The sequence below is a fragment of the Anaeromyxobacter sp. PSR-1 genome (genome assembly GCF_000964525.1).
Taxonomy (GTDB): Bacteria; Myxococcota; Myxococcia; order Myxococcales; family Anaeromyxobacteraceae; genus Anaeromyxobacter.
The window spans coordinates 65,301-90,524 of record NZ_BAZG01000001.1 but is presented as its reverse complement, the minus strand read 5'-3'; the positions used below and the strand labels follow the sequence as shown (position 1 = coordinate 90,524).

The 25,224-nt window shown below is 70.6% G+C and carries 25 protein-coding genes; 15 read left to right on the top strand and 10 right to left on the bottom strand.

Annotated features, from left to right (window positions below):
• Nucleotides 1–44: 44 nt before the first annotated feature.
• The 3 genes from PSR1_RS00430 to PSR1_RS00420 are packed head-to-tail and all read right to left on the bottom strand — an operon-like array spanning nucleotide 45 to nucleotide 2,710.
• Entirely contained in the window at nucleotides 45–680 is a 636-nt protein-coding gene (locus PSR1_RS00430) for a hypothetical protein (RefSeq protein ID WP_059435680.1), read from the bottom strand.
• Complete coding sequence (locus PSR1_RS00425) at nucleotides 680–2,095, bottom strand: adenylate/guanylate cyclase domain-containing protein (RefSeq protein WP_059435679.1); 1,416 nt, start codon at nucleotides 2,093–2,095, stop codon at nucleotides 680–682. Before PSR1_RS00425 ends, PSR1_RS00430 begins: the two co-directional genes overlap by 1 nt.
• A gap of 3 nt (nucleotides 2,096–2,098) precedes the next feature.
• Entirely contained in the window at nucleotides 2,099–2,710 is a 612-nt protein-coding gene (locus tag PSR1_RS00420) for a hypothetical protein (RefSeq protein WP_152643247.1), read from the bottom strand.
• Between the two features lie 389 nt (nucleotides 2,711–3,099).
• Here PSR1_RS00420 and PSR1_RS00415 point away from each other — a divergent pair, with 389 nt between their 5' ends.
• From PSR1_RS00415 to PSR1_RS00385, 7 genes are all read left to right on the top strand, one after another.
• The gene (locus tag PSR1_RS00415) at nucleotides 3,100–3,303 is read left to right on the top strand and encodes a hypothetical protein (RefSeq protein ID WP_059435677.1); all 204 of its coding nucleotides are present in this window, start codon (nucleotides 3,100–3,102) and stop codon (nucleotides 3,301–3,303) included.
• Nucleotides 3,300–3,824, top strand: a complete 525-nt coding sequence (locus PSR1_RS00410) for a hypothetical protein (protein ID WP_059435676.1) — start codon at nucleotides 3,300–3,302, stop codon at nucleotides 3,822–3,824. Before PSR1_RS00415 ends, PSR1_RS00410 begins: the two co-directional genes overlap by 4 nt.
• A 42-nt stretch (nucleotides 3,825–3,866) precedes the next feature.
• On the top strand, nucleotides 3,867–4,124 hold the full coding sequence (locus tag PSR1_RS00405; protein ID WP_059435675.1) for a hypothetical protein: 258 nt from the start codon (nucleotides 3,867–3,869) through the stop codon (nucleotides 4,122–4,124).
• A 15-nt stretch (nucleotides 4,125–4,139) separates the two neighbouring features.
• Nucleotides 4,140–4,640: a hypothetical protein gene (locus tag PSR1_RS00400; RefSeq protein ID WP_059435674.1), complete on the top strand. Its 501-nt coding sequence runs from the start codon at nucleotides 4,140–4,142 to the stop codon at nucleotides 4,638–4,640.
• Entirely contained in the window at nucleotides 4,637–5,215 is a 579-nt protein-coding gene (locus PSR1_RS00395; protein WP_059435673.1) for an SMI1/KNR4 family protein, read from the top strand. Before PSR1_RS00400 ends, PSR1_RS00395 begins: the two co-directional genes overlap by 4 nt.
• A gap of 19 nt (nucleotides 5,216–5,234) precedes the next feature.
• Nucleotides 5,235–5,633 carry a hypothetical protein gene (locus PSR1_RS00390; RefSeq protein WP_059435672.1) on the top strand — a complete coding sequence of 133 codons (399 nt, stop codon included), beginning with the start codon at nucleotides 5,235–5,237 and terminating at the stop codon, nucleotides 5,631–5,633.
• 188 nt (nucleotides 5,634–5,821) lie between these two features.
• Nucleotides 5,822–6,577, top strand: a complete 756-nt coding sequence (locus PSR1_RS00385) for a DUF554 domain-containing protein (RefSeq protein ID WP_059435671.1) — start codon at nucleotides 5,822–5,824, stop codon at nucleotides 6,575–6,577.
• 83 nt (nucleotides 6,578–6,660) lie between these two features.
• Here the strand turns inward: PSR1_RS00385 and PSR1_RS00380 are convergent, their stop codons facing one another.
• Together PSR1_RS00380 and PSR1_RS00375 are read right to left on the bottom strand one after the other, a co-directional pair.
• Nucleotides 6,661–8,277, bottom strand: coding sequence for a hypothetical protein (locus tag PSR1_RS00380; protein ID WP_059435670.1), 1,617 nt, complete (start codon nucleotides 8,275–8,277; stop codon nucleotides 6,661–6,663).
• A 752-nt stretch (nucleotides 8,278–9,029) separates the two neighbouring features.
• Entirely contained in the window at nucleotides 9,030–9,644 is a 615-nt protein-coding gene (locus PSR1_RS00375) for a hypothetical protein (protein WP_059435669.1), read from the bottom strand.
• 243 nt (nucleotides 9,645–9,887) lie between these two features.
• On the opposite strand from PSR1_RS00375, the gene PSR1_RS23250 reads away from it, so the two are divergent.
• Nucleotides 9,888–10,286, top strand: a complete 399-nt coding sequence (locus PSR1_RS23250) for a helix-turn-helix transcriptional regulator (RefSeq protein ID WP_082100062.1) — start codon at nucleotides 9,888–9,890, stop codon at nucleotides 10,284–10,286.
• A 52-nt stretch (nucleotides 10,287–10,338) separates the two neighbouring features.
• Here PSR1_RS23250 and PSR1_RS00370 read toward each other — a convergent pair whose 3' ends face one another.
• Nucleotides 10,339–11,121, bottom strand: a complete 783-nt coding sequence (locus PSR1_RS00370; protein WP_237757763.1) for an AraC family transcriptional regulator — start codon at nucleotides 11,119–11,121, stop codon at nucleotides 10,339–10,341.
• 97 nt (nucleotides 11,122–11,218) lie between these two features.
• On the opposite strand from PSR1_RS00370, the gene PSR1_RS00365 reads away from it, so the two are divergent.
• Nucleotides 11,219–12,046, top strand: coding sequence for an NAD(P)-dependent oxidoreductase (locus PSR1_RS00365; protein WP_059435667.1), 828 nt, complete (start codon nucleotides 11,219–11,221; stop codon nucleotides 12,044–12,046).
• Nucleotides 12,047–12,199: 153 nt separating this feature from the next.
• Nucleotides 12,200–12,826, top strand: a complete 627-nt coding sequence (locus tag PSR1_RS00360) for a hypothetical protein (protein ID WP_059435666.1) — start codon at nucleotides 12,200–12,202, stop codon at nucleotides 12,824–12,826.
• A 992-nt stretch (nucleotides 12,827–13,818) separates the two neighbouring features.
• Here the strand turns inward: PSR1_RS00360 and PSR1_RS00355 are convergent.
• The gene (locus PSR1_RS00355) at nucleotides 13,819–15,453 is read right to left on the bottom strand and encodes an aspartate:alanine exchanger family transporter (RefSeq protein WP_059435665.1); all 1,635 of its coding nucleotides are present in this window, start codon (nucleotides 15,451–15,453) and stop codon (nucleotides 13,819–13,821) included.
• Between the two features lie 83 nt (nucleotides 15,454–15,536).
• Nucleotides 15,537–16,370, bottom strand: a complete 834-nt coding sequence (locus tag PSR1_RS00350) for a rhomboid family intramembrane serine protease (RefSeq protein WP_160308981.1) — start codon at nucleotides 16,368–16,370, stop codon at nucleotides 15,537–15,539.
• Nucleotides 16,371–16,656: 286 nt separating this feature from the next.
• Between PSR1_RS00350 and PSR1_RS00345 the strand changes: the two genes are divergently transcribed.
• The 3 genes from PSR1_RS00345 (at nucleotide 16,657) to PSR1_RS00335 (ending at nucleotide 19,414) form a co-directional block, all read left to right on the top strand.
• On the top strand, nucleotides 16,657–17,019 hold the full coding sequence (locus PSR1_RS00345) for a pyridoxamine 5'-phosphate oxidase family protein (RefSeq protein ID WP_059435663.1): 363 nt from the start codon (nucleotides 16,657–16,659) through the stop codon (nucleotides 17,017–17,019).
• 160 nt (nucleotides 17,020–17,179) lie between these two features.
• Entirely contained in the window at nucleotides 17,180–18,232 is a 1,053-nt protein-coding gene (gene cysK / locus PSR1_RS00340; protein WP_059435662.1) for a cysteine synthase A, read from the top strand.
• 12 nt (nucleotides 18,233–18,244) lie between these two features.
• Nucleotides 18,245–19,414, top strand: coding sequence for an aminotransferase class I/II-fold pyridoxal phosphate-dependent enzyme (locus PSR1_RS00335; protein WP_059435661.1), 1,170 nt, complete (start codon nucleotides 18,245–18,247; stop codon nucleotides 19,412–19,414).
• Between the two features lie 51 nt (nucleotides 19,415–19,465).
• Here PSR1_RS00335 and PSR1_RS00330 read toward each other — a convergent pair whose 3' ends face one another.
• Nucleotides 19,466–20,317, bottom strand: coding sequence for an oxidoreductase (locus PSR1_RS00330; protein ID WP_059435660.1), 852 nt, complete (start codon nucleotides 20,315–20,317; stop codon nucleotides 19,466–19,468).
• Between the two features lie 102 nt (nucleotides 20,318–20,419).
• Here PSR1_RS00330 and PSR1_RS00325 point away from each other — a divergent pair, with 102 nt between their 5' ends.
• Both PSR1_RS00325 and PSR1_RS00320 read left to right on the top strand, forming a co-directional pair.
• A complete protein-coding gene (locus PSR1_RS00325) occupies nucleotides 20,420–21,355 on the top strand; it encodes a LysR family transcriptional regulator (protein ID WP_059435659.1) in 936 nt (311 codons plus the stop codon).
• 523 nt (nucleotides 21,356–21,878) lie between these two features.
• Nucleotides 21,879–22,625: a glycine cleavage system protein H gene (locus PSR1_RS00320; RefSeq protein WP_059435658.1), complete on the top strand. Its 747-nt coding sequence runs from the start codon at nucleotides 21,879–21,881 to the stop codon at nucleotides 22,623–22,625.
• A gap of 69 nt (nucleotides 22,626–22,694) precedes the next feature.
• On the opposite strand, the gene PSR1_RS00315 is transcribed toward PSR1_RS00320, so the two are convergent.
• The gene (locus PSR1_RS00315) at nucleotides 22,695–25,106 is read right to left on the bottom strand and encodes a molybdopterin-dependent oxidoreductase (RefSeq protein WP_059435657.1); all 2,412 of its coding nucleotides are present in this window, start codon (nucleotides 25,104–25,106) and stop codon (nucleotides 22,695–22,697) included.
• Between the last annotated feature and the right edge of the window lie 118 nt (nucleotides 25,107–25,224).

Here is a 25,224-nt window from a genome sequence, read left to right as displayed (position 1 = left end):
AAGCGCTTCCTCTTCGTGCTCTCTGTGTAGCCGAAGGCGGTTGGTCAGGTCTTCTTCTTCAGCCGCTCGCGGTTCACAGCGCGAACACGGCCTCCAGCTTCGATGTAGGCGGCGCGAGCCGCCTTCAACTCAGGCTTGTGGCAGTCGCGGAAGCGCCGCTCGGCGCCGCAGGGGCACCACTGGTTGTCCGGCGGCATGCCGAGGCCGGGCTGGACGAAGCGCTGGAGGCCGACCGGGAAGCTCGCGACCAACTCCTCCCTGAACTCCTTCTTGCCGGCCTCGCCGTGAGCATAGGCGGGTCCTGGGTATTCCCCGGTGAGCGCCTGGATGGTCGAACGCCGAAGATGGATCAGGACTTGCTGGAGAAAGCCGACGAGGCCCACGCGCTCGTAGTCGATCTCGTGGGCAGGCGGCATCTGCACGCAGACGTTCGCGCCGACGTGGGCGTCCTCGGCCAGCGGCATCGGGCTCTTCAGGATCACGACTTCGGGATCGGCTCCCCGGGCTGGGAAGGCGGCCGGGACATCCATCCGCAAGTCGAACAGGTATTCCTTCTCGGTCGGGCCCAGGAGCCTGGCGGGGCCCTCAAGCCTCGTAGCGCCACCACGATCGTCCTGCACGACGCGCCAGCGCTCTTCGGTCGCCAGGAAGGCGTCGATTTCGCTCTTCCGCCTCCCCACTACTTCCACCACCACGAACGCGCCGGCTGGACTCCGTCCGGCGACGGGACGACACGGGCCCCGGTGCTCGCGGTTCCGACCACCGAGACCTTGCCGGCGTAGGCCCGAGCCTCCTGCTTCGCCCCGACCTGCTCGGCGTCGGCGGTCGAGACGTAGGCGGTGCCCTCCGCCGCGAAGAGCGCCTTCAGATCGTCCTCCAGCATGTCGTGGACGGCCTTCGAGACCTTCGTCTGGCCGGGCTCGGCACCGTCCTGGAGCGCCGATGCGTTCGGGACGGACTCCCCGAGCACGACGATGTCTCGGTTCCCCTTCAGGCCGAGGTAGGTCACGAGCACTCGGCCGTGGTCGATCCCGACCGTCATGTCCACGTTCGCGAACGCGGGGAACAGGGTCCGGCAGAGCTTCACGACCGATTGCATCGCCGCCGCCGCCTCGAACGACTTGCTCGCGTACCGGGACGAGGCAGCCGCCTCGTAGAAGAGGCCCTGGATCCGGTCGCCCTGGTACTGGATGTGGTCGCCGTCGTACTCGGCCCGGACGACCTGGTGCATCTCCGCGCGCACGGCGTGGAGGCACCGGAGAAGGTCGCGCTTGTCCGTGGCCTCCGCGACGAGCTTCGTGAAGCCTGACAGGTCCGCGAAGAACGAGGCGCCGTCGAACTTGGCGGTCCTGACGCCGAGGCGCTCGAAGTCGAGCCGCTCCTTCGGCTCGAAGAGCTCGAAGTGCGAGAGGGGGAACTTCGAGCACTCCTCCTGGACGGCCTTCTCCCACCGCTCCGGCAGCGCCTCGGCCGCCGGCAGGCTGGCGACGAGCGGGGTGGCGGCCGGTCCGTACCGGGTTCCCGACTTGCCCGTGAGAGCCTTCGCCGCCACGTTCGCGGCGTCACCGACGAACAGAAGCTCCCGGCTCCCGCCCCGCCCGTTCACCGTCGCGATGGTGTCGCCGGCCTCGATCCCGGCTTCCAGGTTGAAGGTGAACCCCGTCTCCGCCGCGACGAGCTTCGACAACTCCTTCGCCTGCGAGACGAACTGGTTCGCCGCCCCGAGCCTCTTCAAGGGCGGGTCCTTCACGTCGGTCGTGTCGTAGGGCTTGTGGAAGATCGCGTGCAGCCGTGCGCCCTGGAAGTGGATCTTCTCCGCGCCGTCCGTCTCGTACAGCAGGGACGTGAGGACGCGCTGGTAGACGTGGAGGTGGCGCAGGAGCTTGCGCAGCTTCTCCTTGTCTTCTCCGGCCTCGTCCAGGTGTTGCTGGAGGTTAACGGGGTCGAGGTAGAGATGCACCCCGGTGACGACCCGACAGTCGGTCGGGGTGAGGTTCTCCAGGTTCATCTCCTTCGTGAGCGGCTTCACGACGAGATCCTTCGTCTCGTCGTAGCTCTTCAGCAGCCGCTCCTTCGCCTCAGTCTCCTTCCACATGCTTCACCTCCAGAGCGCCAGGCCGATGGTCACGACCCAGGCGACGAACGCGACGAGCAGAAGGCGCGTCGCGCTCCTCTGCCACTTCCACTTCTCGTCCAGCAGCCAGGTGATCTTCAGGTTCTCGTAGGCCAGGTCGAGGACGGCGCCGGTAGGCGCGAGCGCCAGCAAGGCGTGCACGTACTCGGCGGGGCGTCGGTGGTACGCGGCGATGTCCTTCGCCCAGAGCAGGCGCGGTGCGCCCACGACCGGCACCACGTCCTCCTCCGAGGGGAAGCGCGGCCACAGGACCATCACCGCGCAGAGGACGGCCGCGACGAGCAGCCCGAGCGAGATCGTAGCCGCCACGACCAGCGCGAGGTCGGCGAGTGTGACCTTGTCGATGATGTTGCTTCCCAGGACCGCGACGATGATCCCGCCACCCCCGATGATGGTCGCCGCCTTCTGATCGGCGAGCTTCACCATCTCCTGGAGGTTGGCGTGGGTGTAGTACGCGAACTCCGTCCGCGCGGCGTGGTCGCCCGCTGCTCCGGGCGTCGGCGTGCCCGATCCTGCCGAGCCCGATGGTGCGGCCTCTCCAGGCGAAGTAGCCGGCTCGGCTGATGCGGTCTTCACCGCCAGACCTCCCGAACGCGCGTGCAGTGGGAGTATGGCCCACCCCCCTGACAGTCGAACGGTCGGGACGCGGTCGGCAGGCGCCGGATGGTGCGGCAGGCGGTTGCGGGCGCGCGCTGGTCGGAGAGTGTCGAACAGGAGGCGAGGGCGGCACGTCGCCGGCAAGCTCTCTGGCGCGGCCTGGCCTACGCCCGCGCGTGTCGCCGGGAGGCCCGCCGAGCCCCTTGTTCCCGGGGTTGGGCGGTGTCCGGCCCCGTGCTATCCCGCCACCGATGGCCATCCACGCCGCCCGCCGCGCCAGACGGGCGGGGCCCGGCCGCTCGTAAGCGCGGCACGGCCCCGTCCACGACACCAGGGAAGACCCCTGGGAGGAGCGCGACCGTGGCGACGTGGACGTCCGCATCGACGCGGCGGAGGTCGTGGTCACCTATCGCGACGGCGACAAGGTCCAGCAGTGCGGGCGGTCGGAGCGGGTACTCGAACCTGACGTGGAGGCGTGGGTCTTCGACCAGGCCGACGCCGGGGATATGGTCGAGACCGCGCGCGGCCGGTTCGTTCGGCAGGCCGCGCCGTCCGGCGGAGTGCGCGCGTGACCGCGATGTTCGAGCGGATCCGGCTCCGGCCTGGAACGCGATACCAGACCCGGGATGCCTTCTTCGCGAGGGCGAACGAGTTCCGCATCCTGGAAGACTTCGAGTGGGTGAAGCCGCTCCGGCTCGATCTCGAGCCCGGCAGCGTGGGCGTCTTCGAGCGGGAGGACGGCCAGAAGATCATCGTCCGCCACGAAGACGATCCGCGAGATCGCGACGAAGAGCAGGAGGAGGGGCATACCGTGGACGAGAAGCTCCCCGAGTTCATGTTCACCGTCGTCACGCCGGTCGGCACGTTCAAGCGCGTGTCGCGCCAGGCTCTGAAGTTCGCGGTCGTCTACGTGCCCGAGGAGCGACGCCGCGCGGGGCAGGACGGCTTCTGCCACGGCTGGACCGTCACCGAGGAGCGGGCGCAACGCCTCGCGGACGAGGTGCGGGCGAACTTCGGCGTCGAAGCAAGCATCACGGCCGTCACCGTGAAGCGCCGCTGGATCGAGCGCACGCCCAAGACCATCACGGAGTAAACCGGCGATCCCGTTCGCGAGAGGCTCTGGTACGCTCAGTTCATGGCGTACGCGAAGGCGATCATCCTGGCCGTGGTTGCCGCAGTGGTGGCAGGCGCCGGGGCAGGCGCGGTCGAGGCGTGGACCGTCGCCATGGCGAGGCTGGGTGCGGAGGACCGAGCCGTTCTCTTCGCTCAGTCGATCAGCGTGGCGGTGAACTGCGCGGCCTTCTTCGTCCTGGTACTTGTGCCGCTCGCGGCAGTCCTCGTGGTCGGTGTGAGGCGCCGGCGAAGGCGTTCCTCGCCGGGCCGGGTGCGGTGACCACTGGGGGAGTGGATGCCCGTCGGGCGTGAGGTGCAGTTCCTGAACATCGACCTGCTGCTGGTTGGTCGCTTCCACCGGAAGCCGCTCCTCGCCGCGTTGGGTGATGAGGTGTTCGTGCTTCACGAGGACGCGCAGTTCGAGGGCGAGGAGTGCCTGATCCTCGAAGTGCTGGAGCCCGAGCTCGACCTCGCGAACACCCTCATGCGGCTCTTGAAGTGGGCACGAGGGCTCCCGCCTGCGGCCCGGCGAGCCTGGGCGGCCGCCTCGCGACGGGTGTTCGACATCGGCATCGCGGCCGGCCTAAGACCGCACGAGAGCCACTGGGAGATCCGGGCCGAGGAAGTCGCGGCGCTCGCGGCGCTGAATGCGGAGGTCGTGCTCACGGTCTACGGGGCGGACGGGAACGGGCCACCTTCGCCCACATCGTCGCCATCGCAGCGCTCGGGGCGCGGCCTCGCCGAGAAGCGCGGCAGCGGGAGGGGCACCAGGATGCGGCCGAAGGGGAAGCGGTGAGCAAGACGCAGCGGAAAGTGGACCTCGCCATCGACGAGTTCGTCGCGCGCGTGAACGGGTCTCCCCGTGCTGCGCTCGACCCCGAGGTCGTCCCGGTGAACCTGCGGGAGGGGCGACAGCAGGCGGCCGCGCTCGACTGGGTTGCGTGGGGCATCGTCCGCGCGCCCTCGCCGTGCGCCTGGGTGGACGAGTTCGAGGCGAAGCTGCCCGGCCGGCTTCCACGGTCGTACGGATCGTTCGTCACCCGATACTTGTTCCCGGCCTTCGATGTTGGTCCGGTCACGCTCTTCGCGAACACCGGGGGTGGGGTCGGTGAGCGGTGGGAGCTTGTGCAGGCCGCTTTCTGGGACGAGCACCTGTCCACACCCCTCCTCGCGGCGGGCTTCGTCCAGTTCGGCCGACCATCCGGTGGCAGCTACGACCCGGTCTGCTTCGACCTCAACAAGACGACGAACGCCGGGGAGTGCCCGGTAGTCCAACTGGACCACGAGGCGGCGCTCATGGGCGGGAAGGTGCAGGTGGTAGCGGACATCGCGCCCTCCTTCATGGCGCTCCTGGCTCGCGAGCCGAGGTGACGAGATGAACCAGAGTCGAATGAAGCGGCTCGCACTGGGGGCGCTCGGGGTGCTGCTCCTCTCTCCGCTGAACCTTGCGGTCTTCCGATTGCTCCCGCAGGACAACGCCTTCCCTCTAGGGGTGGTTGTCGTCATGGATGCGCTCGGCATCCTGCTGGCCATCCGCTGGCTGCCGTCAGCCGGCATGGCGGTCGTTCTGGCGTGCGTGGTCAACGTCCCGCTCTTGCGGTGGGTAGGTGTTCCAGAAGCGGGGGAGTGGGCTGGTCTGTTCGCGCTCCCGAAGCTCTTCTTCTTCCTCGTCGCAGGGTGGTGGTCGTGGTCTCAGCGGCGGGACCAGAGCAGGGCACTCCGATGGGCCGGCGCTCTTGTCCCAACGGCCTGCTGCACGTACGTCGTCGTCTTTGGGCTCGTCGGCTGACGAGGCGTGTGGGGAGCCTTCGGTTCCGCAGGGCCTCACCGTCCCGGCGCGAAGCGGGGTGCCTGGAGCCTCGGCAAGAAGAACGTGCTGTCGAGAGAGCGGTTCGTTGAGGGAGGTATCAGGCCCCCGCAACCAGTCCGACGCCGGCCAGCCCAGAGCTGAGCCGGCGTCTTCTTCTGGGGCGACCCTTGCTCGACCTCGTCGCGCGCACCTCCGGCACCTGGATCAACGTCGCCGCGGTCGCGGCCGGCACGGTGGTGGGCGCCGGCGTGGGCGCCCGCTTGCCGGAGCGCCTCGGGCGGACGCTGATGCAGGTGCTCGGGCTTGTGACGCTGCTGGTCGAGCTCGGGATGGCGCGCGGGCTGGACGGCGTCCGCGCCGGTCCGCTCCCCGGGATCATCCTCGCGCTGGTGAGCCTCGCGCTCGGCGCGGTCGTCGGCGAGCTGCTCGGCATCGAGGAGCGGCTCACCGCCATCGGCGAGGCGGCGCGCCGCAAGGTGGGCGGCGGAGGCCGCTTCACCGAGGGCTTCGTCACCGCGTCGCTGCTCTTCTGCATCGGACCGATGGCGATCGTCGGCTCGATCCAGAACGGCCTGACGCTCGACGCGCAGACGCTGGTGCTGAAGTCGTCGCTCGACGGGATCGCCGCGGTCGCGCTCGCGGGGGTCTACGGGGTCGGGGTCGGGCTCTCCGCGCTGCCGATCCTCCTCCTCCAGGGCGGCATCAGCGTCGCGGCGGCCGCGTTCGCGCGGCTGCTGCCGAACCCGGCGACGGATCCGCGCGTGCTCGCGGTCGGGGGCGCCGGCGGGCTCCTGCTGGCAGGTATCGGCGTGAACTTGCTGCTCTCAGGCGTTGGGATGGAGGACCGCCGGGTCCGCGTCGGCTCGATGCTGCCGGTGCTGGTGATCGCGCCGGTGCTGGTGGTGGTGCTGGCGGGGTGGTGAGGCGGCGGGGGCTGGGCGGGAGCCCGTAAAGGGTCTTGTGGATGGACGGCGATCCGCCGGCACGAGTGGAGGGTGTGCGCAGTTCACGGCTCCAACTGGTCCGCGGGAACGAACGCCCAGTCACGAGCGAGTTTGGGATCGAACCTCGGAGTGCATGGAACGGGATTAGCCCAGCACTGGTCGCCCTTGACGGGAACGCTGACGCGAAGCCCTGACTCCGTAGCCATCTCAGAGGTATAGGTTAGCGGCAGTTGCGGCCGCGCAACGACTGGGATCGGCCATGGCCGGAGAACCGCGATTCTCAAAACGCCCGACGCAAACACCAGGACCGCCGCCATGAGCAGGGCCGCCGCGATGGTCCCGACCCGGAATGCGCGGCTAGGTGCTGCGGGGACGCGGCTGGCAGCAAACGCAAATGGAAGCAGGGCAGCAGAAAACAGGAATCCGAGCGCGAAGCGCGGGTTGGGCGCTAACGCGAACCAGTAAAGAATTCCGCCAAGCGTTACGGATATGGTGATGGCGAGTGGCGCTGTCAGCGCACGCCGGGTCGCCCACATTGCCGCGAGCGCGCACGTGATCATCACGCCCAAGATCAGGTAATCCAGCCTGCTTAGCGTCGCTTCGAGCCAGGCCGGTAGCCACGCCCAGCTGCCGAGAACTTGATCGGGAGTCAGTCCGGGCTGCCGCGCGTCCGCATAGATCCACCTAGCCTCCTCCTGCACTTGAGCGGGAGAAGGCGTCCACCTCAGGCTGTTGATACACGTGCTCGCTGCGGGGTACACGACGCAGCCCGACAGCAGAACTGAACGCAATGCCCACAATCCAGCACACAGTGACAACAGCCCAGTAAGTGCCAGGAGGCGCTTGCGGCCAAGGGCGTTGCGCCTCCGCGCCAGGGCGACCGCTCCGCCGAGCAACAGCGGAGCGGCCGATACCTTGATCGTGACGGCGAAAACGCCGAGAAGCATCGCGGCCACGGCATCTCCGTCGTTCGGTTCCAGCGCGCGCGCCAGCAAGACGAGAGTGAACGGAACGATGACGGTGAGGGCCTGATCTGGTGCTTGTGCCCCGATGCCTTCGGTCGCGTGGGCAACGGGTAGGATCACCGCAATCATTGCGATGTTCGAGAAGCTATTGTCTCCTCTAAGTAGGCGAGCGGCAGCAGCACTTGCACCGCATGCCGCGAAGAGCATGGGCAAGATGTTCACGAAGTATGCGCTCGCGCCATCGGACGCGAAGGAGTGTTCGAGCAGGGCACTCAGGACGAACCAGCAATTGTTGTACGCGAGCGGCCCATATAGGTTCACCACCCCGATCGCGATGGGCTGTTCGCTTGCCCACCTCACGGCCTGAAGGTAGTAGAGCCCGGCGTCGTACAGCCTCCAGGGTGGCTGCATGAGCGCGACGATGGCTGCGAGCGCCAGGGCCGAGCCCAGGACCTCGATGCGCGACACTCCCTCGCTCAGCCATCTGCGCCGCAGCCAGAACACCACCGTTCCCGTCAGCCACGCGACCGTGGCGACCGGAGGGCTTAGCGGCAGTCCGAAGTTGAGGACCATCCCTCCAAGCGCGAGCACGCCGAGGCCCAGCATCCCAGTGACGGCGCGCCTCAGGTAGGGATCCCCGCCGTATCGCAAGAGCGCCCCCAGCCCCAGGATCGGCGGGATCCATGTGACGACGATCAGGACGATGAAGAGCACGCAATCACCTCGGGAATCCTTCCCTGGACGCTGGCGTGAGCACATCGAGGCGCTGTGAGTCGCGCCGGTGTGCCCAAATTCGTCGCCTGAGCGTCGCTCGCTTGCTTGCCGGCTGGCTGTAGAGAGGTGCGGCGCGCAGGGGCGAGCATCAGGCCAGGAGACTTGACCGGCCTCGCCGCACGAAGCTGTCGCGGAGCTCCTTCAGTCATTGTGAGCGTGCTAGCTGGAGGCGACCGTCTTCGCCTTGCGGCTCGTCAATTGCGGGAGGGGGGTGCGTTCTAGTGAATCGGCGCGCGACGCAGCTGTGCCAGTGGTCGGCGTCTAGGCTTGATCCGGCGCTCTCATGTGATCGACGCAACACCTCGGCGATGATGACCGACCTGGACGCCGAGGAGATGGGATGGGGAAACGAGTCGATCACGGGCACCGACTGACCGGGGCGGACCGCATCGAGAGCCAGCGGCGGCGGGTCGCCGCCGGCGAGACTTTGGCACTCCGGTGCTCACGGTCGACCGCTCCACGGGTGAGGCGACCTGCTTCTTGCCATTGCGAACCCCGATGCTCTGCGAAGCCGAGAGCACCTCCTGGAACTCCTGGGGCAGCTCGAACGTGCGGAACGCGCGCCGAGCCAAGGGGCGGGCGTCGCGGACGTTACGTCCTACTGTGCGGGGTGGGCGGGCAAGTGCCGTGAACTGGTGAAGCGGTACTCGGCCCCGTAGTAGTCGCGTGGGGCGCGGCGCCGCGCGCGCGGGTCAGCAGCCGCCCTTCTTCCTCGGCGGCGGGCAGATGCCGAGGGGACGCGGCGCCGGCGGGCGCCCGCCACGAGGCGCGCATAGCCCCGAGCGCGCGCCGGTCGGGCGCGGTCCACGATGGGCGGCGGCGACCTGCATCCCCCACTCGAACATCCGGATGAACTCGCGGCACAAGGCCGGCGTGATGCTCTGGACCGGATCGCCACGATAGACCTCGATGCGTCCGACGCGGTGGCCCTGTTGCACGGGGTCGATGAACTTGGCGATCAGCGGGAACTCCGCCCGCCACTCCAGCGGGCCCTCGTTCACGAGGAGGAAGCCGTCCTCGCAGTCGATGGACCCGTCATGCTGCCGCTCCACCGCGATGCCTCCCCACGCCAGCCGGTCGCGCAAGCCATCCTTCGCGGTGACGCCGCCGATGGCGATGATGAGGTTGTCGTTCCGCGCGAAGTCGGGAGGCTTGATGCCCGACCGCAGCATGGCCTTGCAGTCCTCCACGCCGAGCCGGATGCGGCCGTTCCGCTGGAGCAGCGGGTCACCGAGGTGGTCCATCTTGTAGAAACGAACGACGCGGATGATGGGCTGCTCGGTTGCGAGGGCGCGGGCGGTGGCCATGGCGGGTCTGATACCCCGAGCCACGCGCGACGACACCGCGACGGGATGTCACCGCCGCTGGCGCCTGAACCTGGCCGGCTCGCCGCGCGGCACCACCCATGTTGCCTCTGGGGCGGCGAGGGCTGATGCGTCCCCAAACGGGCCCCGCAACCAGTTGATTCAGCACCGAGACGGCCGTCCACCAGGGCGGCCGTCTCGCTTTTCGGGCTCGGGGGCACGCGCACTCGGCCGCCGGGCACGGGCGTGAGCACGATCGACTCCACGACGGCGCTGAGTGCGGTGCGGGCCTGGTCTGGTCATGCCTTCGCCAGTTCGCCGAGCTTCGCGAGGAACTGGCCGACCGACACCTTGGGCCGTGCGGCCGGGCTCTCGCGCTCTTCGTTCGCCGCCAGGTTCAAGTCGGTCGTCGGCGAAACGGTGCACTCCCATCTGACGCATTGTCGCATTCGCCGGCGGTCCCAGGCGCTGCTGCGTAGCAGCCGGCTGTCGCTTGCCGAGATCGGGCGGGCGGTGCGTTGCGGCTCCGAGAGCGCCTTCAAGTACCGGTTCAAGCGCTTCGTCGGCGTGCCGCCCGGGGAGTTTCGGAGGGCTCAACGGTCGAGCACGATTCACCAAGCGCGAACGGAAGCGCCTGGCGGGTGACGAGAGAGCCGCTGCGGCGTTCGCCATTTCGGAGTGCTCGAGAAGCTCCGCGTCACCCCAGCAACGGGCCCACCCGGAGTTCACCGAGAAGCGCCTGCGGCGTCACGCCCGCGATCGCGCGGAAGTCGGCGATGAGGTGCGCCTGGTCGTAGTAGCCGGCCGCGGCGGCGATGCCCGCCCAGCTCGCGTGACGCTCCGCGCGCGCGGCGCCGAGCGCGCGATGGAAGCGCACGAGCCTGGCGTACGCCTTGGGGCTCACGCCGACGTGCTCGCGGAACACGCGACGGAGGTGTCGCTCGCTCACGCCGAGATCGGCGGCGACGGCGTTCACCTTCCTGCGCCGGAGCCGATCCGCGGCGTCGAGGGTGCGCTGCGCGCCGGGGCGGCGTCCGCCGGCGATCGCGACGCGTTCGATGATCACGCTCTCGAGCAACGCAGCCGCGTCGATCGAGTCGCGCGCGCCGGCGAGGCGATCCAGGAGACGCCGCGTCGCGGCGTCGCCCCAGAGATCCTCGAGCGCGACGATGCGCCCGGCGAGCGCGGAGGCCCGCACGCCGAGCACCGCCTCCGAAGCGCCCAGGTGAAGACGCGCGGTCACCGCCCGTTGCCCGCTGCGAATGAGCTTGCGGTGTACCTGCTGGCGGACGCCCATGGCGTGCACGTCGAGGCCACCCCGCGCCGACGGCCCGAAGCGCACGACGAGCTGGATCTCCGGACGCGGGAGCGAGAGGCCCGGCATGTCGTGGTCGCACTCGGACACGAAGAATGTCGCCACGGCGGCCGCGGTCGGCACGGTCGGCGCGATGCGAGCGTTGTGGACGGCCGGTGCCTGCACGAGCAGATCGTTAGTGCGCACCCCGCCGCCCCGCAAGCGTCGTCCGCGTGTCCGATTCTTCCAAGGCGCGACGGTCGCGGAGGGCTAGGGTCGGCTCATGAAGATCCTCGTCACCGGAGCGACCGGAAAGGTCGGAAGCCGACTCGCGAAGCGACTCGCCCAGCGCGGCGATGGAGTCCGAGCGCTCGTGCGCAATCCGGCACGGGCCGCCGACCTGCGCGAGGTCGACGTCGAGCTCGCCGCGGGCGACCTGCTCGACGTGGACTCGCTCGTGGCCGCCGTCGGCGGCATCGACGCCGTCGTCCACTGTGCCGCGTTCTTCCGCGGCGCGACCCCCGAGCAAGCCCATGCGGTCAATGACCTCGGCACCCGGCACCTCGCGAGCGTCGCCCGTGCCGCGTCCGTGAAGCGCTTCGTCTTCACGAGCACCGGCCTGGTCTACGGCTCGAACGGCGGCCGTCTCGCCCGCGAGGACGATCCCTGCGCACCGACCGCGGCCTACCCGGTGAGCAAGCTGGCCGCGGAGCGCTTCCTCCTCGGCATCGAAGGTCTCGATGTGCGCGTGCTCCGGCTCCCGTTCGTGTACGGCGACGGCGATCCGCACATCGAGGAGGCGATCCCTCTGCTGAGCGGCTTCCCGCCCGCGCAGCGCATGTCGATCGCCCACCACGTCGACGTCGCGCAGGCCGTCGCCCGGCTGCTGGATGCCGTCTCGCCTGCGCACCGCATCTACAACGTGGTCGACGACGAGTCCCCCGCGCTCGCCACCCTGTTCGCGTCCGTGGGGGCGGCGCCACCAGACGGCTCGGACGCCGTGCGCGCGAGCGCCTTCGACGCGCTCCTCGACGGCAGCCGCATCCGCGAAGACCTCTCCTTCAAACCCAGGTTCCCCCGCTTCGCAGACGCGGTCGCGGCGGGCGCATGATGGCGCGACGACGGAGACGCGAAGGTGATGCTGAAGCCGCACATGGCCGGGCGCTGTTCGTCATGCCTCGGTCCTGTCGCAGGGGGCCGCAACCCGCGAAGGTCTTCCTTCGTCCTGCTTGACCAATGCCAATCGGCTCTTCACGATGAGCGCATGCGCTACCGGATTGCCGCTGTCGTGGCTTGCTTCGCCTGGGCGGTCGTCCCGAGCTTGCCTGCCCGCGCCGGTACCCAGGACCTCGCCGACCACTCCGCGAGCGAGCCCGCGACGCTGATGCTTGGAGGGCGCAGCAACGGGCTGACCCTCATCGAGCTCGCCGACGACGGCCTGACGACCAGATCTGTGCAAGGGGTCTGGGACCCGGCAGCCCGTTCGTACCGCTTCGCCGTGAACGGCGAGGATCTGCTGGTGATCGATGGGATGGTCCAGACGAGCACGGCATGGACGACGAGCCATTCCGTATTGAGTCGTCTCGTGGTCAGGAAGGGAGACGCCTACTGGGACGGCAAGAAGGTGGATCTCGGACGCGTCACCGTCGAGCGCGTGTTCGAGGCCATCCCGTGGAAGGGGGGCGTCATGGCGACGGCCCGCACCTACCAGCGCAAGTCGTTCTTTGAACGTTGGCCGTTCAAGGGCGCGTTCATCGAAGCAGAAGAGATCGAGCCCTTCTGCCTCGTCTACTTCGACCCCACGACGCTCAAGGGCGAAGCCCGGTACTTGTTCGGCAAGCACACCGAGCCATTCTTCGTCCTGCCCGATCCCGTCGGTGCGAGCCGGTGAATCGCGGGCTGAACCTGCTCAAAATCCCCCCTCTGCAGCCCGCTTCAAAACCGGGGTGAAGGGCGGGTTTACGAACGGCGCTCGCCCTGCTCAGAAACGGACGGTTCTGGACAGTGCTCGGGCCGTCGATCACCGCGAGCGTCCCCATGAGACACATCCCACCGGACGCCAGACCTCTGGGTCGGCGGCGCGGAACCCGGTCACCGAGGCTACTCGGCCCCGGCAGTCGTAGGTCACCAAGCGGGAGTCGTACACGTCGCCCGAGAACCCGCAAACGGTGGACGAGAGTGGATTCCAGGAGCCCGAGGAGTCGATGTACTTCGGTCCCTCGCACCAATAGCTCGGAGGACCGCAGGCGCTCCGAACGGCATCCCGAGGCTCGCCGAACCTGACCGGGCATTCCCGTCCACCGTCAGCGCGTACCGACCACGCTGCGTGAGGCCACACGAGCGCAGGCAAGGCGAAGCTCGAGACCAAGGCAGCGACGAACGCGAGCGACCTGCTCCACCAGCGCCGCGTCCACCGCCAAAGTGCGGCGCCCGTCACCAGCGCGGCGCACCCGGTGGCCCCGTAGAACGAGAACGTGTCGATGGGGGACCGGCATGTCGCCTCGGCACATAGCCATGCCGACGGAATCGGAGCTGCAGCGAAGCCGATGAACACGGCGGCGAGCACCGTGTCGAGCCGCGTGACCACGCCAAGCACGTTCTGCCACGACGGCGCGTTGAGTCTGGCTTTCACCTTCCGAGCGTACCAGCGTCCGCCACTCGCAGGACGGGAAAGCTCACGTAGGGTGGACCCGACCCGCGGGCGACCGCGTCTCGCCCGGCCTGGGGTGCGAAGATGGGCGATGCACGTCGTCGTTGCGGCGACGGCCGCGCTCACCACCTTCGCGGTGTTCAGGTGTTCAGGTGGCCGAGGTCTTGACCTACGGCGAGGCGTCGGAAGCGCCCCGCGCTCGGCGCTCCTTCGCCGCCGAGTGGTTCGCGAGGTCAGCCGAAGGCTACCAGCAGCTGCACCAGCAGGAGCTTCGCGATGGTGGCGGCCGGGTACACCGCGGCGTAGCCCTGGCTCGGGATCTCGTTGCCGGTCTGATCGAGCGCGTAGCCGAGCACCGCCGGCTGGGTCTGGATCCCCGCCACCATCCCGAGCGCGAGGCTCATCGGGACCTTCATGAGGCGGTGGGCCACGAAGAGCGCCGCGAGCGAGGTGGCGAACGTGATCGCGGCCCCGGCGGCGAAGAGCAGCAGCCCCTCCCGGCTCGCGAAGGTGGCGAGGAAGCCCACGCCGGCGCGCGTTCCGATGCCGGCCAGGAAGAGGGTGAGGCCGAACTGCCGGAGCGCCACGCTGGCGCTGAAGGGGAGGTGCCAGACCATCCCGCCGGTGCGCCCGATCGTCCCGAGCACGAGCGCCACCACCAGCGGCCCCCCGGCGAACCCGAGCGACACCCGTACCCCGCCCGGCAGCGGCAGCGGGAGGATGCCGAGGAGCAGGCCGAGCGCGAGCCCGAGGCCGAAGGTGAGGATGTCGACCTCGCTCGCCGCGCGGTAGGAGTCGCCGAAGTAGGCGGTGACGCCGGGGAGCTGCTTCACCGGGCCGAGCACCCGGACCCGGTCGCCGACCTCGAGCCGCAGGGCCGGGGCGGGGAGCAGGTCCACGTCGCCGCGCCGGACGCGGGTGATCACCGCGCCCATCCGGCGCGGCAGGTCGAGCTCCGCCACCGTCCGCCCGGCCACCTCGGGGCTCGACACGAAGATCCGCCGGAGGTCGAACTCGCTCCGGTCGGTGTCGATGGGCTCGTCGGCGACCATGCCGAGCCGCTCCACCACCCGCTCGAGCTCGGCGGGGGTGCCGACCACCGTGACGAGGTCGCCCGCCTCGAGCCGCACGTCCGGCGCGGCCAGCATGAGCCGATCGCCGCGCAGCAGCCGGCCGAAGATGACGTGCCAGCGGAGCCCGCGCACGAGCTCCTCCAGCGTGAGCGCGCCCATGTCCTCGGTGACGCGCACGGTGGTCGAGCCGAGCGGCTCGTTCGCGGCGCCCATCTCGGCCAGGCGTCGCGCCTCGCCGGCGAGGTCCGGCTTCCAGAGCCACCAGCCGGCGCGCACCGCCAGCACCACGCCCACCACGCCGAACGGATAGCAGATCGAGTAGGCCACCACCGGCTCGGCGAGTGCGTGCCCGGGGACCGTCTGCTTGAGCGTCTCCATGGCGGCAGCGAGGGCGGGGGTGCTGGTGGTGGCGCCCGCGAAGAGGCCGGCGGTGAGCGACGCGTCCAGGCCGAGCAGCCGGCGCGCGAGGTAGGAGAGCGCCACCGCCAGGGCGACGGCAAAGGCCGCGAGGCCGGTGTTGCGGATCCCGTCGCGCCGGAGCGAGGCCACGAACGCCCGGCCCGACGAGAGGCCGATGGCGTACACGAAGATCGCCAGGCCGAGCATGTAGACGATCTCGGGGAGCGCCAGCGAGGGGTCGAGGGCCCCCGCCGCGAGGCCCACGAAGAGCACCGACGCGACCCCGAGCCGGCTGCCCCGCAGCTTCACCTGGCCGAGCGGATAGCCGAGCGCCGCCACCAGGAACAGGAGCAGGAGCGGGTTCTGCGCGAGGAGCCGGACGAGGGGATCGAGCATGGCGGACGCGGCGGGAGTGTACCCGGTCCCGGCTCCCCGCGCGCGCTGCGCTACGCGGGGACGGCGATCCTGGTGGGCGCCGATCACTCGATCGTCTTGCCGCCCTCCTCGTCGACCCTGGCTGCTTCCTCGGGCGAGACGGTCCTCAGCCTCGCCAGGACCGAGGCCGCAGCGTTCGCCTTCCCCGCGGCGCGGTAGGCACGGATCAGGCTCGCCATGACCCAGGGCTGGTCGGGCCGCAACCGGAGGCTCACGTCATAGGCGCCGATGGCCAGGTCGTACTGGCCGCGGGCGTGAGCTCCGTACGCCTTGGTTGCCCACCAGGTGGCGGACCACGGGCAGGCGACGCTGACGCCGAGCGCCAGCAGGAGCAGGACGATCGCTCCGGCCTTCGCCAGGCGGGGCCGCCTGCCCATCACCACGGCCTCCGCGACCAGCGCTCCGAACAGGAGCCCGCCGAGGTGAGCCCCGTTCGCTACCAGACGCGTCAGGACGATCCAGCAACCGACGAACCACGAGGCGAAGACGACTCCGATGGTCGTCGTGAAGATCGATCTCAGCTCGGTGCGCCTGCCCCTCGCCAGCCAGCCGAAGGCGAACACGGCGAACGTCATTCCGGACGCGCCCACCCCGACCTCGTCGAAGATGGCCAGCTGGAAGGCCGAGCTCACGAACGCGGAGGTGAGCAGGAGCAGTCCCATCGTGAGCGGTCCGAAGGCGGCCTCTACCGCCCGCCCGAGCGTCCAGAGCCAGTAGACGTTCACCGCCAGGTGCCACAGGTGCTGATGGATGAAGGCCGAAGCGAGCAGGACCCATGCCGCGCCGGACCAGACCTGGAACGCGTCGCCGCGGTAGCCCCACGATGCGAGCGGCGCCTCGTCCGGCGTCACGGAGACCACCGCGAAGAGCGCCACCATCGCGGCGCAGGCCGTGGCCGTGACCCAAGGCACCCGGCGCCTCGAGGCCGGACCCGTCTCAGCTGTCGGACTCGGGCGGCTCCCGCCGACCGGAGAGGTGGCTTCGGGCGCGCCGTCTTGTCTCATGCCGTCGGTCTCCGGGCCGGTCTCGCAGCGATGAATGGCTTCCACGATGAGTATATCCGCACGCCGGAGCCAACGAACACTCCCGTGGCGATCCTCCGGCGCAACCGGTAGACCCATTGCGCACGCGGCCGGGGCACGGGTCGCAGGAGCGGAGGGAACGATGATTCCGGATCGGTTGAGGGCGGCGCTGAAGGGCGAGGGCTCGGCTGCGTTCGTGACGCAGGGGGCGGACGGCCCCCACCTCGTGGCGACGTGGAACAGCTACATCGACGTGCTCGACGGCGACACGCTGATCTTCCCGGCGGGCGGGTACCGCAAGACCGAGGAGAACCTCCGGAGCGGAAGCCCGGTGCAGATGATCGTGGGGGGACACGATCCCGCGGGCATCGGATTCCGCCTCAGCGGCCGCGCCGTGCTCGAGGTGGACACCCCGAACCACCAGCGGGTGAAGCAGCGGTTCCCGTGGGCTCGCGCTGCGGTCGTCTTCCAGGTTGGCACGGTCGAGCAGGTGCTCGGGAAATAGGCTCGACGCCGGCACCGAACGGCAGGCGTCCCGGCGAGGGCCCCATGCGGGCCCGGGAGCGCGAGGCCGACGATCCCGTTCGGTCCCTCTCCGGGCGGCGCGCCCCCATTACAGATGTCGCCTCGAGCGGCGGCTCCCCCGCCGCTCCACGAGGTGCGCCATGGGTGGTCGACGTTACGCGAGCATCGTCGAGACGATCGGAAACACTCCCGTAGTCCGGATCAACAGGCTCGCTCCACCGAACGTGAACCTGTTCGTCAAGGTGGAGGCCTTCAACCCGCTCGGCTCGGTGAAGGACCGGCTCGCCATCGCGGTCATCGAGGCGGCGGAGCGGTCGGGGGCGCTGAAGCCGGGCCAGACCGTCATCGAGGCGACCAGCGGCAACACCGGCATCGGCCTGGCCATGGTCTGCGCGGCCAAGGGCTATCCGCTGGTGCTCGTGATGGCCGAGTCGTTCAGCGTCGAGCGGCGCCGGCTGATGCGCTTCCTGGGCGCCAAGGTGGTGCTCACCCCGGCCGCGGAGCGCGCCGTGGGCATGATCCGCAAGACGGAGGCGCTGGCGGCCGCGCACGGCTGGTTCATGACGCGCCAGTTCGAGAACGAGGCCAACCCCGACTATCACTCGCGCACGACGGCGCAGGAGATCCTGGCCGACTTCGCGGGCGACCGGCTCGACTACTGGGTGACCGGCTACGGGACCGGCGGGACGCTCAAGGGCGTGGCCCGCGTGCTCCGCAAGGAACGGCCGGAGACGAAGATCGTCGTCTGCGAGCCGCAGGAGGCGCCGCTCCTGGGCAGCGGGACCGCGCAGGCACGGAATCCGGACGGCACCCCGGCTGCGCCGCACCCCAGCTTCAAGCCGCATCCGATGCAGGGCTGGACCCCGGACTTCATCCCGAAGCTGACCGGCGACGCGGTCGACCTGAAGCTGGTGGACCGCATCGTGACCGTCCCCGGGCCGGAGGCGATCCGCTGCGCAAAGGAGCTGGCCGCACGGGAGGGGATCTTCGTGGGCATCACCTCCGGCGGCACGCTGGCCGGCGCCCTCCAGGTCGCCGCCGGCGCGGAGCGGGGGGCCAACATCCTCTGCATGCTGCCGGACACGGGTGAGCGTTACCTGAGCACGCCGCTCTTCGCGCACGTGCCGGCCGAGATGACCGAGGAGGAACAGTCCATCGCGCGCTCCGTGCCGGACGCGGCGCCGAAGGCCTGAGGGCGCACGGTCATGGCCATCGTGTCGCGGAGGGCGGCGGCGGCGGGTGGGGCGTTCGAGCCCGTCACGAGCTTCTACTTCAGCTCGCGGTACGGCGAACGGCGCGGCGATCCCACCATCGCCGACTTCACCTTCGGCAACCCGCACGAGATGCCGCTCGACGGGCTCGTCGCGGCCATCCGGGAAGCCGCGGTCCCCCGCGACGAGAACTGGTTCGCCTACAAGTCCAGCGAGGAGGCGCCGCAGACGTTCCTGGCCGAGGCCGTCGGCCAGGAGCTGGGCCTTCCGCTCGAGCCAGCCGACGTGGCCCTCACCGCCGGAGCCTTCGGCGCCATCTCGCTCGCGTTCCGCCTGCTGCTCGACGCCGGGGACGAGGCCATCTTCAACGCGCCGGCCTGGTTCTGCTACGAGCCGATGCTCCTGGCGGCCGACGCCGTGCCGCGGGAGGTGGCGCTCCGCGCGCCGCGCTTCGACCTCGACCTCGAGGCCATCGAGGCGGCCATCGGCCCGGACACCCGCCTCGTGATCGTGAACACGCCCCACAACCCCACCGGGCGGATCTACGCGCGTGAAGAGCTGGCGGGCCTGGCGGAGGTGCTGGAGCGCGCCTCGCGCCGGATCGGCCGCAGGATCTTCCTCCTGTCCGACGAGCCGTATCGACGCATCCGCTTCGACGGCCGCGGCTTCACGAGCCCGGCGGCCGTCTACCCCTGGACGCTCGTCTCGTACAGCTACGGGAAGGTCCTGCTGGCACCGGGGCAGCGACTCGGCTACCTGGCCCTCTCGCCGCGGATGCCCGCCTCCGATCGCGAGCAGCTGCGCGAGGTCATGTTCGCGACGCAGATGGCGCTGGGGTGGTGCTTTCCGAACGCCGTCATGCAGTACGCCGTGCCGCAGCTGGAGCGCCTCACCATCGACGTGGCGGCGCTGGCTCGGCGGCGCGATGCGCTGAGCGAGGCGCTGGGCCGGGCCGGGCACGGCGTCCTCGCGCCCGAGGGCACCTTCTACCTGTGGGCACGGTGGGCGGGTGACCCCGTCCGCCAGTGGAACGCCCTGGCCGACGACGGGATCTTCGTCATGCCGGGCGCGCTCATGAAGCAGCCCGACTACTTCCGGATCAGCCTGACCGCGTCGGACGCGATGGTGGCGCAGGCCCTTCCGTACCTGGCCCGGCCGGCCTGAAGCCGGCGTGCGCTGACGGCGCCGGTCCTCACCGCCGCCGGCGCGCCGGGCTCAACGCTCGCCCTTGTCGAGGTCTGTTGACGCGCTCAGCGACTCCCAGGTGGTCATCTCGCGTTCCAGCGCACTCAGCTTCTCTCGCACGAGAGACAGCGCGTCCGACCCCAGCACGAGATGCGCGGGCGGGTGCTCGGCGTCCAGGACGGCGAGCATCGCGCGCGCGGCCTTTGCGGGGTCGCCCAGCTGGTTGCCGTGACGCTCGAGCCGCGCCTTCCGGATCGGCCCCATGACCTCGTCGTAGTCGGCGACGTGCCGCTCCGAACGCACCAGCGAGCGGCCTGCCCAGTCCGTGCGAAAGCCTCCAGGCTCCACGCACGTCACGTGGATGCCGAAGGTGCGAAGCTCCTTCCCGAGCGACTCGAACAGCCCTTCGAGCGCGAACTTGCTCGCGTGGTAGTACGCGATCCCGGGCAGGGTGATGATGCCTCCCATCGAGGTGACGGTGAGGATGTGCCCTCGCCGGCGCGCTCGCATGAGCGGCAGCACCGCCTGGGTCAGCGCGACGGTCCCGAAGAAGTTGACCTCCATCTGGTGCCGCAGCTCCGAGAGCGGCGACTCCTCCACCGTCCCTTCGTGCCCGTAACCCGCGTTCACGAGCACGTCGACCTGCCCGAGGTGGCGCTGGATGCCGGCGACCAGCGCCGGCACGGCGGCGGTGTCCGTCAGGTCGAGGCGCCGTCCGAAGGCACGGCCGGGCGCCGACCGCTCGAACTCGACGAGCGCGTCCTCGGTTCGAACCGTGCCGACGACGCGGTGTCCGGCGGCGAGCGCCTCACGGGCCAGGGCACGTCCGAGTCCGCTGCTCACTCCAGTGACGACGAAGACGCCATCGCGAAGCCGTCCCATCTCGATGCTCCTTGGGTCGAGGTGCAGGAAGGATGCAGGTCGGCGCGCCTTCGTGAAACTGCGGCGTGGCTTGACGCACTTTGAAGCGGTAACTTCAAAGTCATGAGCGGTCCGAAACTCGAAGGCCTCGAGCAGTTCATGCTGGTCGCGGAGCTCGGAAGCTTCTCGGCCGCCGCGCGGCGCCTCGGCGTCTCGCCCTCGGCGGTGAGCCAGGCGGTCCGGCACCTGGAGCACCGACTCGGCGCCGCGCTCCTGCATCGAACCACCCGCAGCGTGTCGCTCACCGAGGTGGGCGTACGGTACCTCGCCAGCGCGTCGTCTGCGCTCGAAGCGCTCCAGGCGGCAAACGAGGCGGTCGGGGAGCTGAGCCAGCGCCCCCGAGGGAGGCTCCGGCTGAATGTCCTGCGCGGCGCGTACCTCATCGTGCTCCAGCCACTCCTTGGTCGCTTCATGGCCGCGTACCCGGACATCGCGCTCGAGGTGTTCATCGACTCTGGCGTCTCGGACGTCGTGCGCGAGGGCTTCGACGCGGGCATTCGTTTCGGACACGTCGTCGCGCAGGACATGGTCGGCATCGACGTGGGCCCTCGGCTCACTGCCCAGGTGCTTGGCACGCCCGCCTACTTCCGGCGGCACGGAACGCCGCGGCACCCGCGCGATCTGAAGGCCCACGCGTGCATCGGCTTCCGCCACCAGCCGTCGGGCGTGGTGGAGCCCTGGGAGTTCCAGAGAGGTGGCGAGCGCTACGAGCTGCGCTTCGAGCCTCGGCTCGTCTTCAACGACTCCGCCGCGCTCCTCCAGGCCGCGCTGGACGGCTTCGGGCTCACGTACACGGTGAACGGCTACATCGAGCGGTTCCTCGAGGAGGGAAGCCTCGTGCGCGTGCTCGCCAGCTGGAGCCCGCCCCACGAGTCGTTCCGTCTCTTCTATCCGAGCCGCCGCCGTGTCTCGCCGAAGCTCAGAGCACTCATCGACTTCTTGCGAGACACGCACCCCACAGCTCGACCGAATCTCTCGACCACGATGCGCGACCCGTGAGCGGGTCTCACGCCCGTCAGTGGGGCGACCGACTTCGGGAACACCGACTTCGCGACCCGCGGCCGGCACCCAATGGCGCCGTCGTAAGGCCGTCGCGAAACTCTGCACCGTGTTGCGTTCCTCGTCAGTGGCGCGCGCGCGCCCGACTGACCCGGAATTGCGGCTGATTCTGGCCGGGAGCGACGCGGCGCCGCTGTCGCTCTCACCAGTTCGCCGCGGGCGTCGCGACGCGCGCCGACGAGCTCGCCGCGGCCGCTCGCGCGCAACCGTGCGTGTCCGCACGGGGTTCCCAGGATCGGGGTGCGGCGCGCCTGCGCTGGCCCGCGGCTTGCCATTGAGCACGGGCGAAGGGCGAAGGACCGCAGCGACGGAAGCCCACCGCAGGAGCTGACAAGGAGCACGCCATGATGTTCGCACTCGTGCTGGCCCTCATCGGATTCGCCATCATCCCGGCCCTCGACCTCTCCGCCACGCACTGACCCCGGTCGACGGCAGCGCACGCCACGCAAGGACGAGGGAGCCAATGGCCTACGATCTGCTCTCGGTCTACCCGGCGAAGCTCCTGGAGTACGGGCTCGGGATCGGCTACCTGCTGCTCTTCATCCCGTTCTGGCGGTACGTGCAGGGAGGCCGCCGCGAGGTGCGCGAGGTGGTGCGGGTCTCGCCGCCGCTGCGCGAGGCCATCTCCGCCGCCCTCCGTGCCGCGCGCCCCGCCGGCGCGACGGCCATCCCCCGGCCGGCCTCGGCCGGCTGGTTCCACGTTCCGGCCGACGTGCACCTGCACCCCGGCCACACCTGGGCGCGGCTGGGAGGCGATGGGCTCGTCTCGGTCGGCATCGACGACTTCGCGCACAAGCTGGTGGGGCCGGCGACGGTGGAGCTGCCCGCGGTCGGGACGCGGGTGGCGCAGGGTGAGCCCGCCATCGAGCTGCGCGACGAGGACCGCGGCGTCGCGATGCTCTCGCCGGTGGATGGAACCGTGGTGGCGGTGAACCCGCGCGTCAGCGCCCACGGCGCGCTCGAGGACCCCTACGGCGCCGGCTGGCTGTTCAAGGTGAAGGCGCCGCGGCTGGTCGCGAACTTCCGGCAGCTCCAGGCCGAGGCGCCGGCGCAGCGGATGCTCGACGCGGCCGGGGACACGCTCGCGCTCCGCCTCGCCCCCGAGCTCGGGCAGGTCCTGCAGGACGGCGGCACGCCGGTCCACGGCATCGCCCGGGCGCTGGCAGGCGAGGGCTGGGACGAGCTGGCCCGGGAGTACTTCCTGACCTGAGCCGCCGCGGACGAAGGGCGCGACGGGGGCCGGCGAGCGCCGGCCCTCTCTCGTTCGTCTGCAGGCCGCCTATCGCCCGCCGGCCTCCTCCGCCCGCCGGATCTCGCAGAGGTACGCCCGGTGAGGCACGGAGCCGCTGATCGGGTCGATGGCCGCGTTCCCGATCAGCAGGTTGAAGTTCGCGCCGTCGGGGCCGAACGGCTCGTAGCCCGGCGCGCCCACCTCGGGGCACGGCTGCCACCAGCCGTGCTGGCCGCAGACCACGTCCGGCTGCAAGGTGTCGTTCAGCCGCGCCCGCGCCCGGACGCGACCCTCCGGCGTCTCGATGCGGACCCAGTCGCCCGCCGCGATGCCTCGCTCCGCCGCGGCGACGGGATGCAGCTCGACCTCCGGGTCCATCGCCTTGCGCCGCAGGCTGGGGAGCGCGCGGTGCTGGCTCTCGCAGAACAGGGTGTGCTTGGCGCACGTGAGGACGAGCGGGTAGCGCTCGGCGAGGTCCGGACGGGAGACCGGGCCGACCTGCGGCTCCTGGTACTCCGGCAGCGGCGGCTGGCCGTGCGCGAGCAGCGTCTCCGAGTACAGCTCGATCTTGCGGGTGGGCGTGCCGAAGCCCAGCGGGACGCCGCCGGCCGTCTCCGCGAACTTGCGGTAGCGCGTCTCGAGCGCGACGCGCGCGCCCTCCGGGTGCGCGCGCAGCCACTCGAGCGAGAGGCCCGAGGGCGCCAGCTGGTGGCGATGGGCGGCGTCGAGGTCCCCGTTCCAGAAGTGCTCGCCGAGGCCGAGCGCGACGGCGAGGTCGAAGACGATCCTGGTGTCGGAGCGCGCCTCGCCGGGCGGCGCGGCCACGGGCCGCCGCAGCTGGACGAGCGACTGCGCCTCGGGGCTCACCTCGAAGCCGAGCTTGAGCGCCTCGCGCTCGAAGCCGCTCGCCACCGGCAGGACGAGGTCGGCGAGCTCCGCGGTCGGGTTCATGAAGAGGTCCGCGTGGACGTAGAAGTCGAGCGCGGCCAGCGCCCCGCGTCCGCGCAGGACGTCGCCGTGCGACAGCAGCAGGTTGGAGCCGAACCCGACGAGACCTCGCACGGCGTACGGCTCGCGCTCGAGGATGCCGCGGTACAGCTCGTCGGTCGTCGCGAAACCCCACCGCGCCGGGCCGAGGGGACGATCCGCGACGCCGAGCCCCACCGCCGGGCGCGCCGGCCGCGCCGGCACCTCGGAGCCGACCGCGGGGCTGGCGACCGCCGGGAAGAGCACGTTGCCGCCGCGTGCGTCGAGGCTGCCGGTCAGCACGGAGAGCTGCGCGATCGCCCGTGCGATCTGCGTCGAGCTCGTCTGCATCTCGACGCCGCTCCACGCGTAGTAGGCGAGGGGTCTCGACTCCCACAGGAGCCGCGCCGAGCGCTCGACCTCGGCGCGCGGCACGCCGGTGATCGCCTCGACGCGCTCCGGCGGGTAGGCGCGGCAGCGCGCGGCCGCGAGGTCGAACGCCGTCCGGCAGCGCACGTCGCCCTTCCACGTCCTCGCCGTGTGCTCGCCGGACAGGGCGAGGTCCGTGGGGTCCACGTCGTACCGTCCACGGCGCGGGTCGTAGCCGGTGGGGCGGCCGGCGGCTCGGTCCCAGGCGACGTGGCGTCCCGCGTCCCCGCCCTCCGAGACGTCGGCGTCGGTGAGGAGGCGGCCCGTGTCCGAGCGGACGAGCAGCGGGCCGTTCGTCCACTCACGCACGAACGGCTCGTCGAACCAGCCGCGCTCGATCATCACGCCGGCGAGCCCGAGCGCGAGCGCGGCGTCGGTGCCGGGGCGCACCTGCAGCCACGCGTCGGCGCGCCGTGCCGGCTCGGTGCGCCGCGGGTCGACCACGACGAGGCGGGCCCCGCGCTTCTGCGCCGCGAGGGTGGCGGTCGCGTGGGCGAGCCGCGCGTGGTTGGGGTTGTATCCCCAGAACAGGATGCAGCCGGCGTTCTCGAGGTCGGGCAGGTACTTCCCGGGCACCGGCGCACCGAACGTGAAGCCCGTCGCGAAGTACCGGCCCCAGCCGCAGAGCTCCATCGCGCCGACGAGGTTCGGGCTGCCGAACGCGCGCATCAGCCGTTCCACCCAGGCCATCGAGTCGTCCGACGCCGAGGTCGAGGGCGACACCAGGCTGAACGCGACGCTCTCGGGCCCGGACTCCGCGGCGAGCGCGCCGAGCCGCGACGCGGTGAGCTCCAGCGCCTCGTCCCAGCCGATCCGCTGCCAGCCAGGGTCCGGATCGCCCTTCGGTCGCGTGCGCTTCAACGGGTACTTCAGGCGGTCGCGGTGATGGACGAGCTCCGGCGCGGCCCGTCCCTTCGCGCAGAGCGCCTGGCCCGTGGGATGCGACGGGTCGGGATCGAGGCGGACGAAGCGCCCGTCCTCGATGGTCGCGATCGCGCCGCAGCGCGAGACGCACAGCGCGCAGTACGTGGGGACGCGCTCCGAGGTCGGGTGGCCGGGCGCCATCACCCGTGCCCTTGGGCCGCCATGTCGCCGCGGGCTGGACCGTCCTGGGGCTCAGCCCGAACGGAACGGGGCAGGCGCACCAGCGCTCGCCCTGAGGCGGTGGCGTCACGCCCGGGCC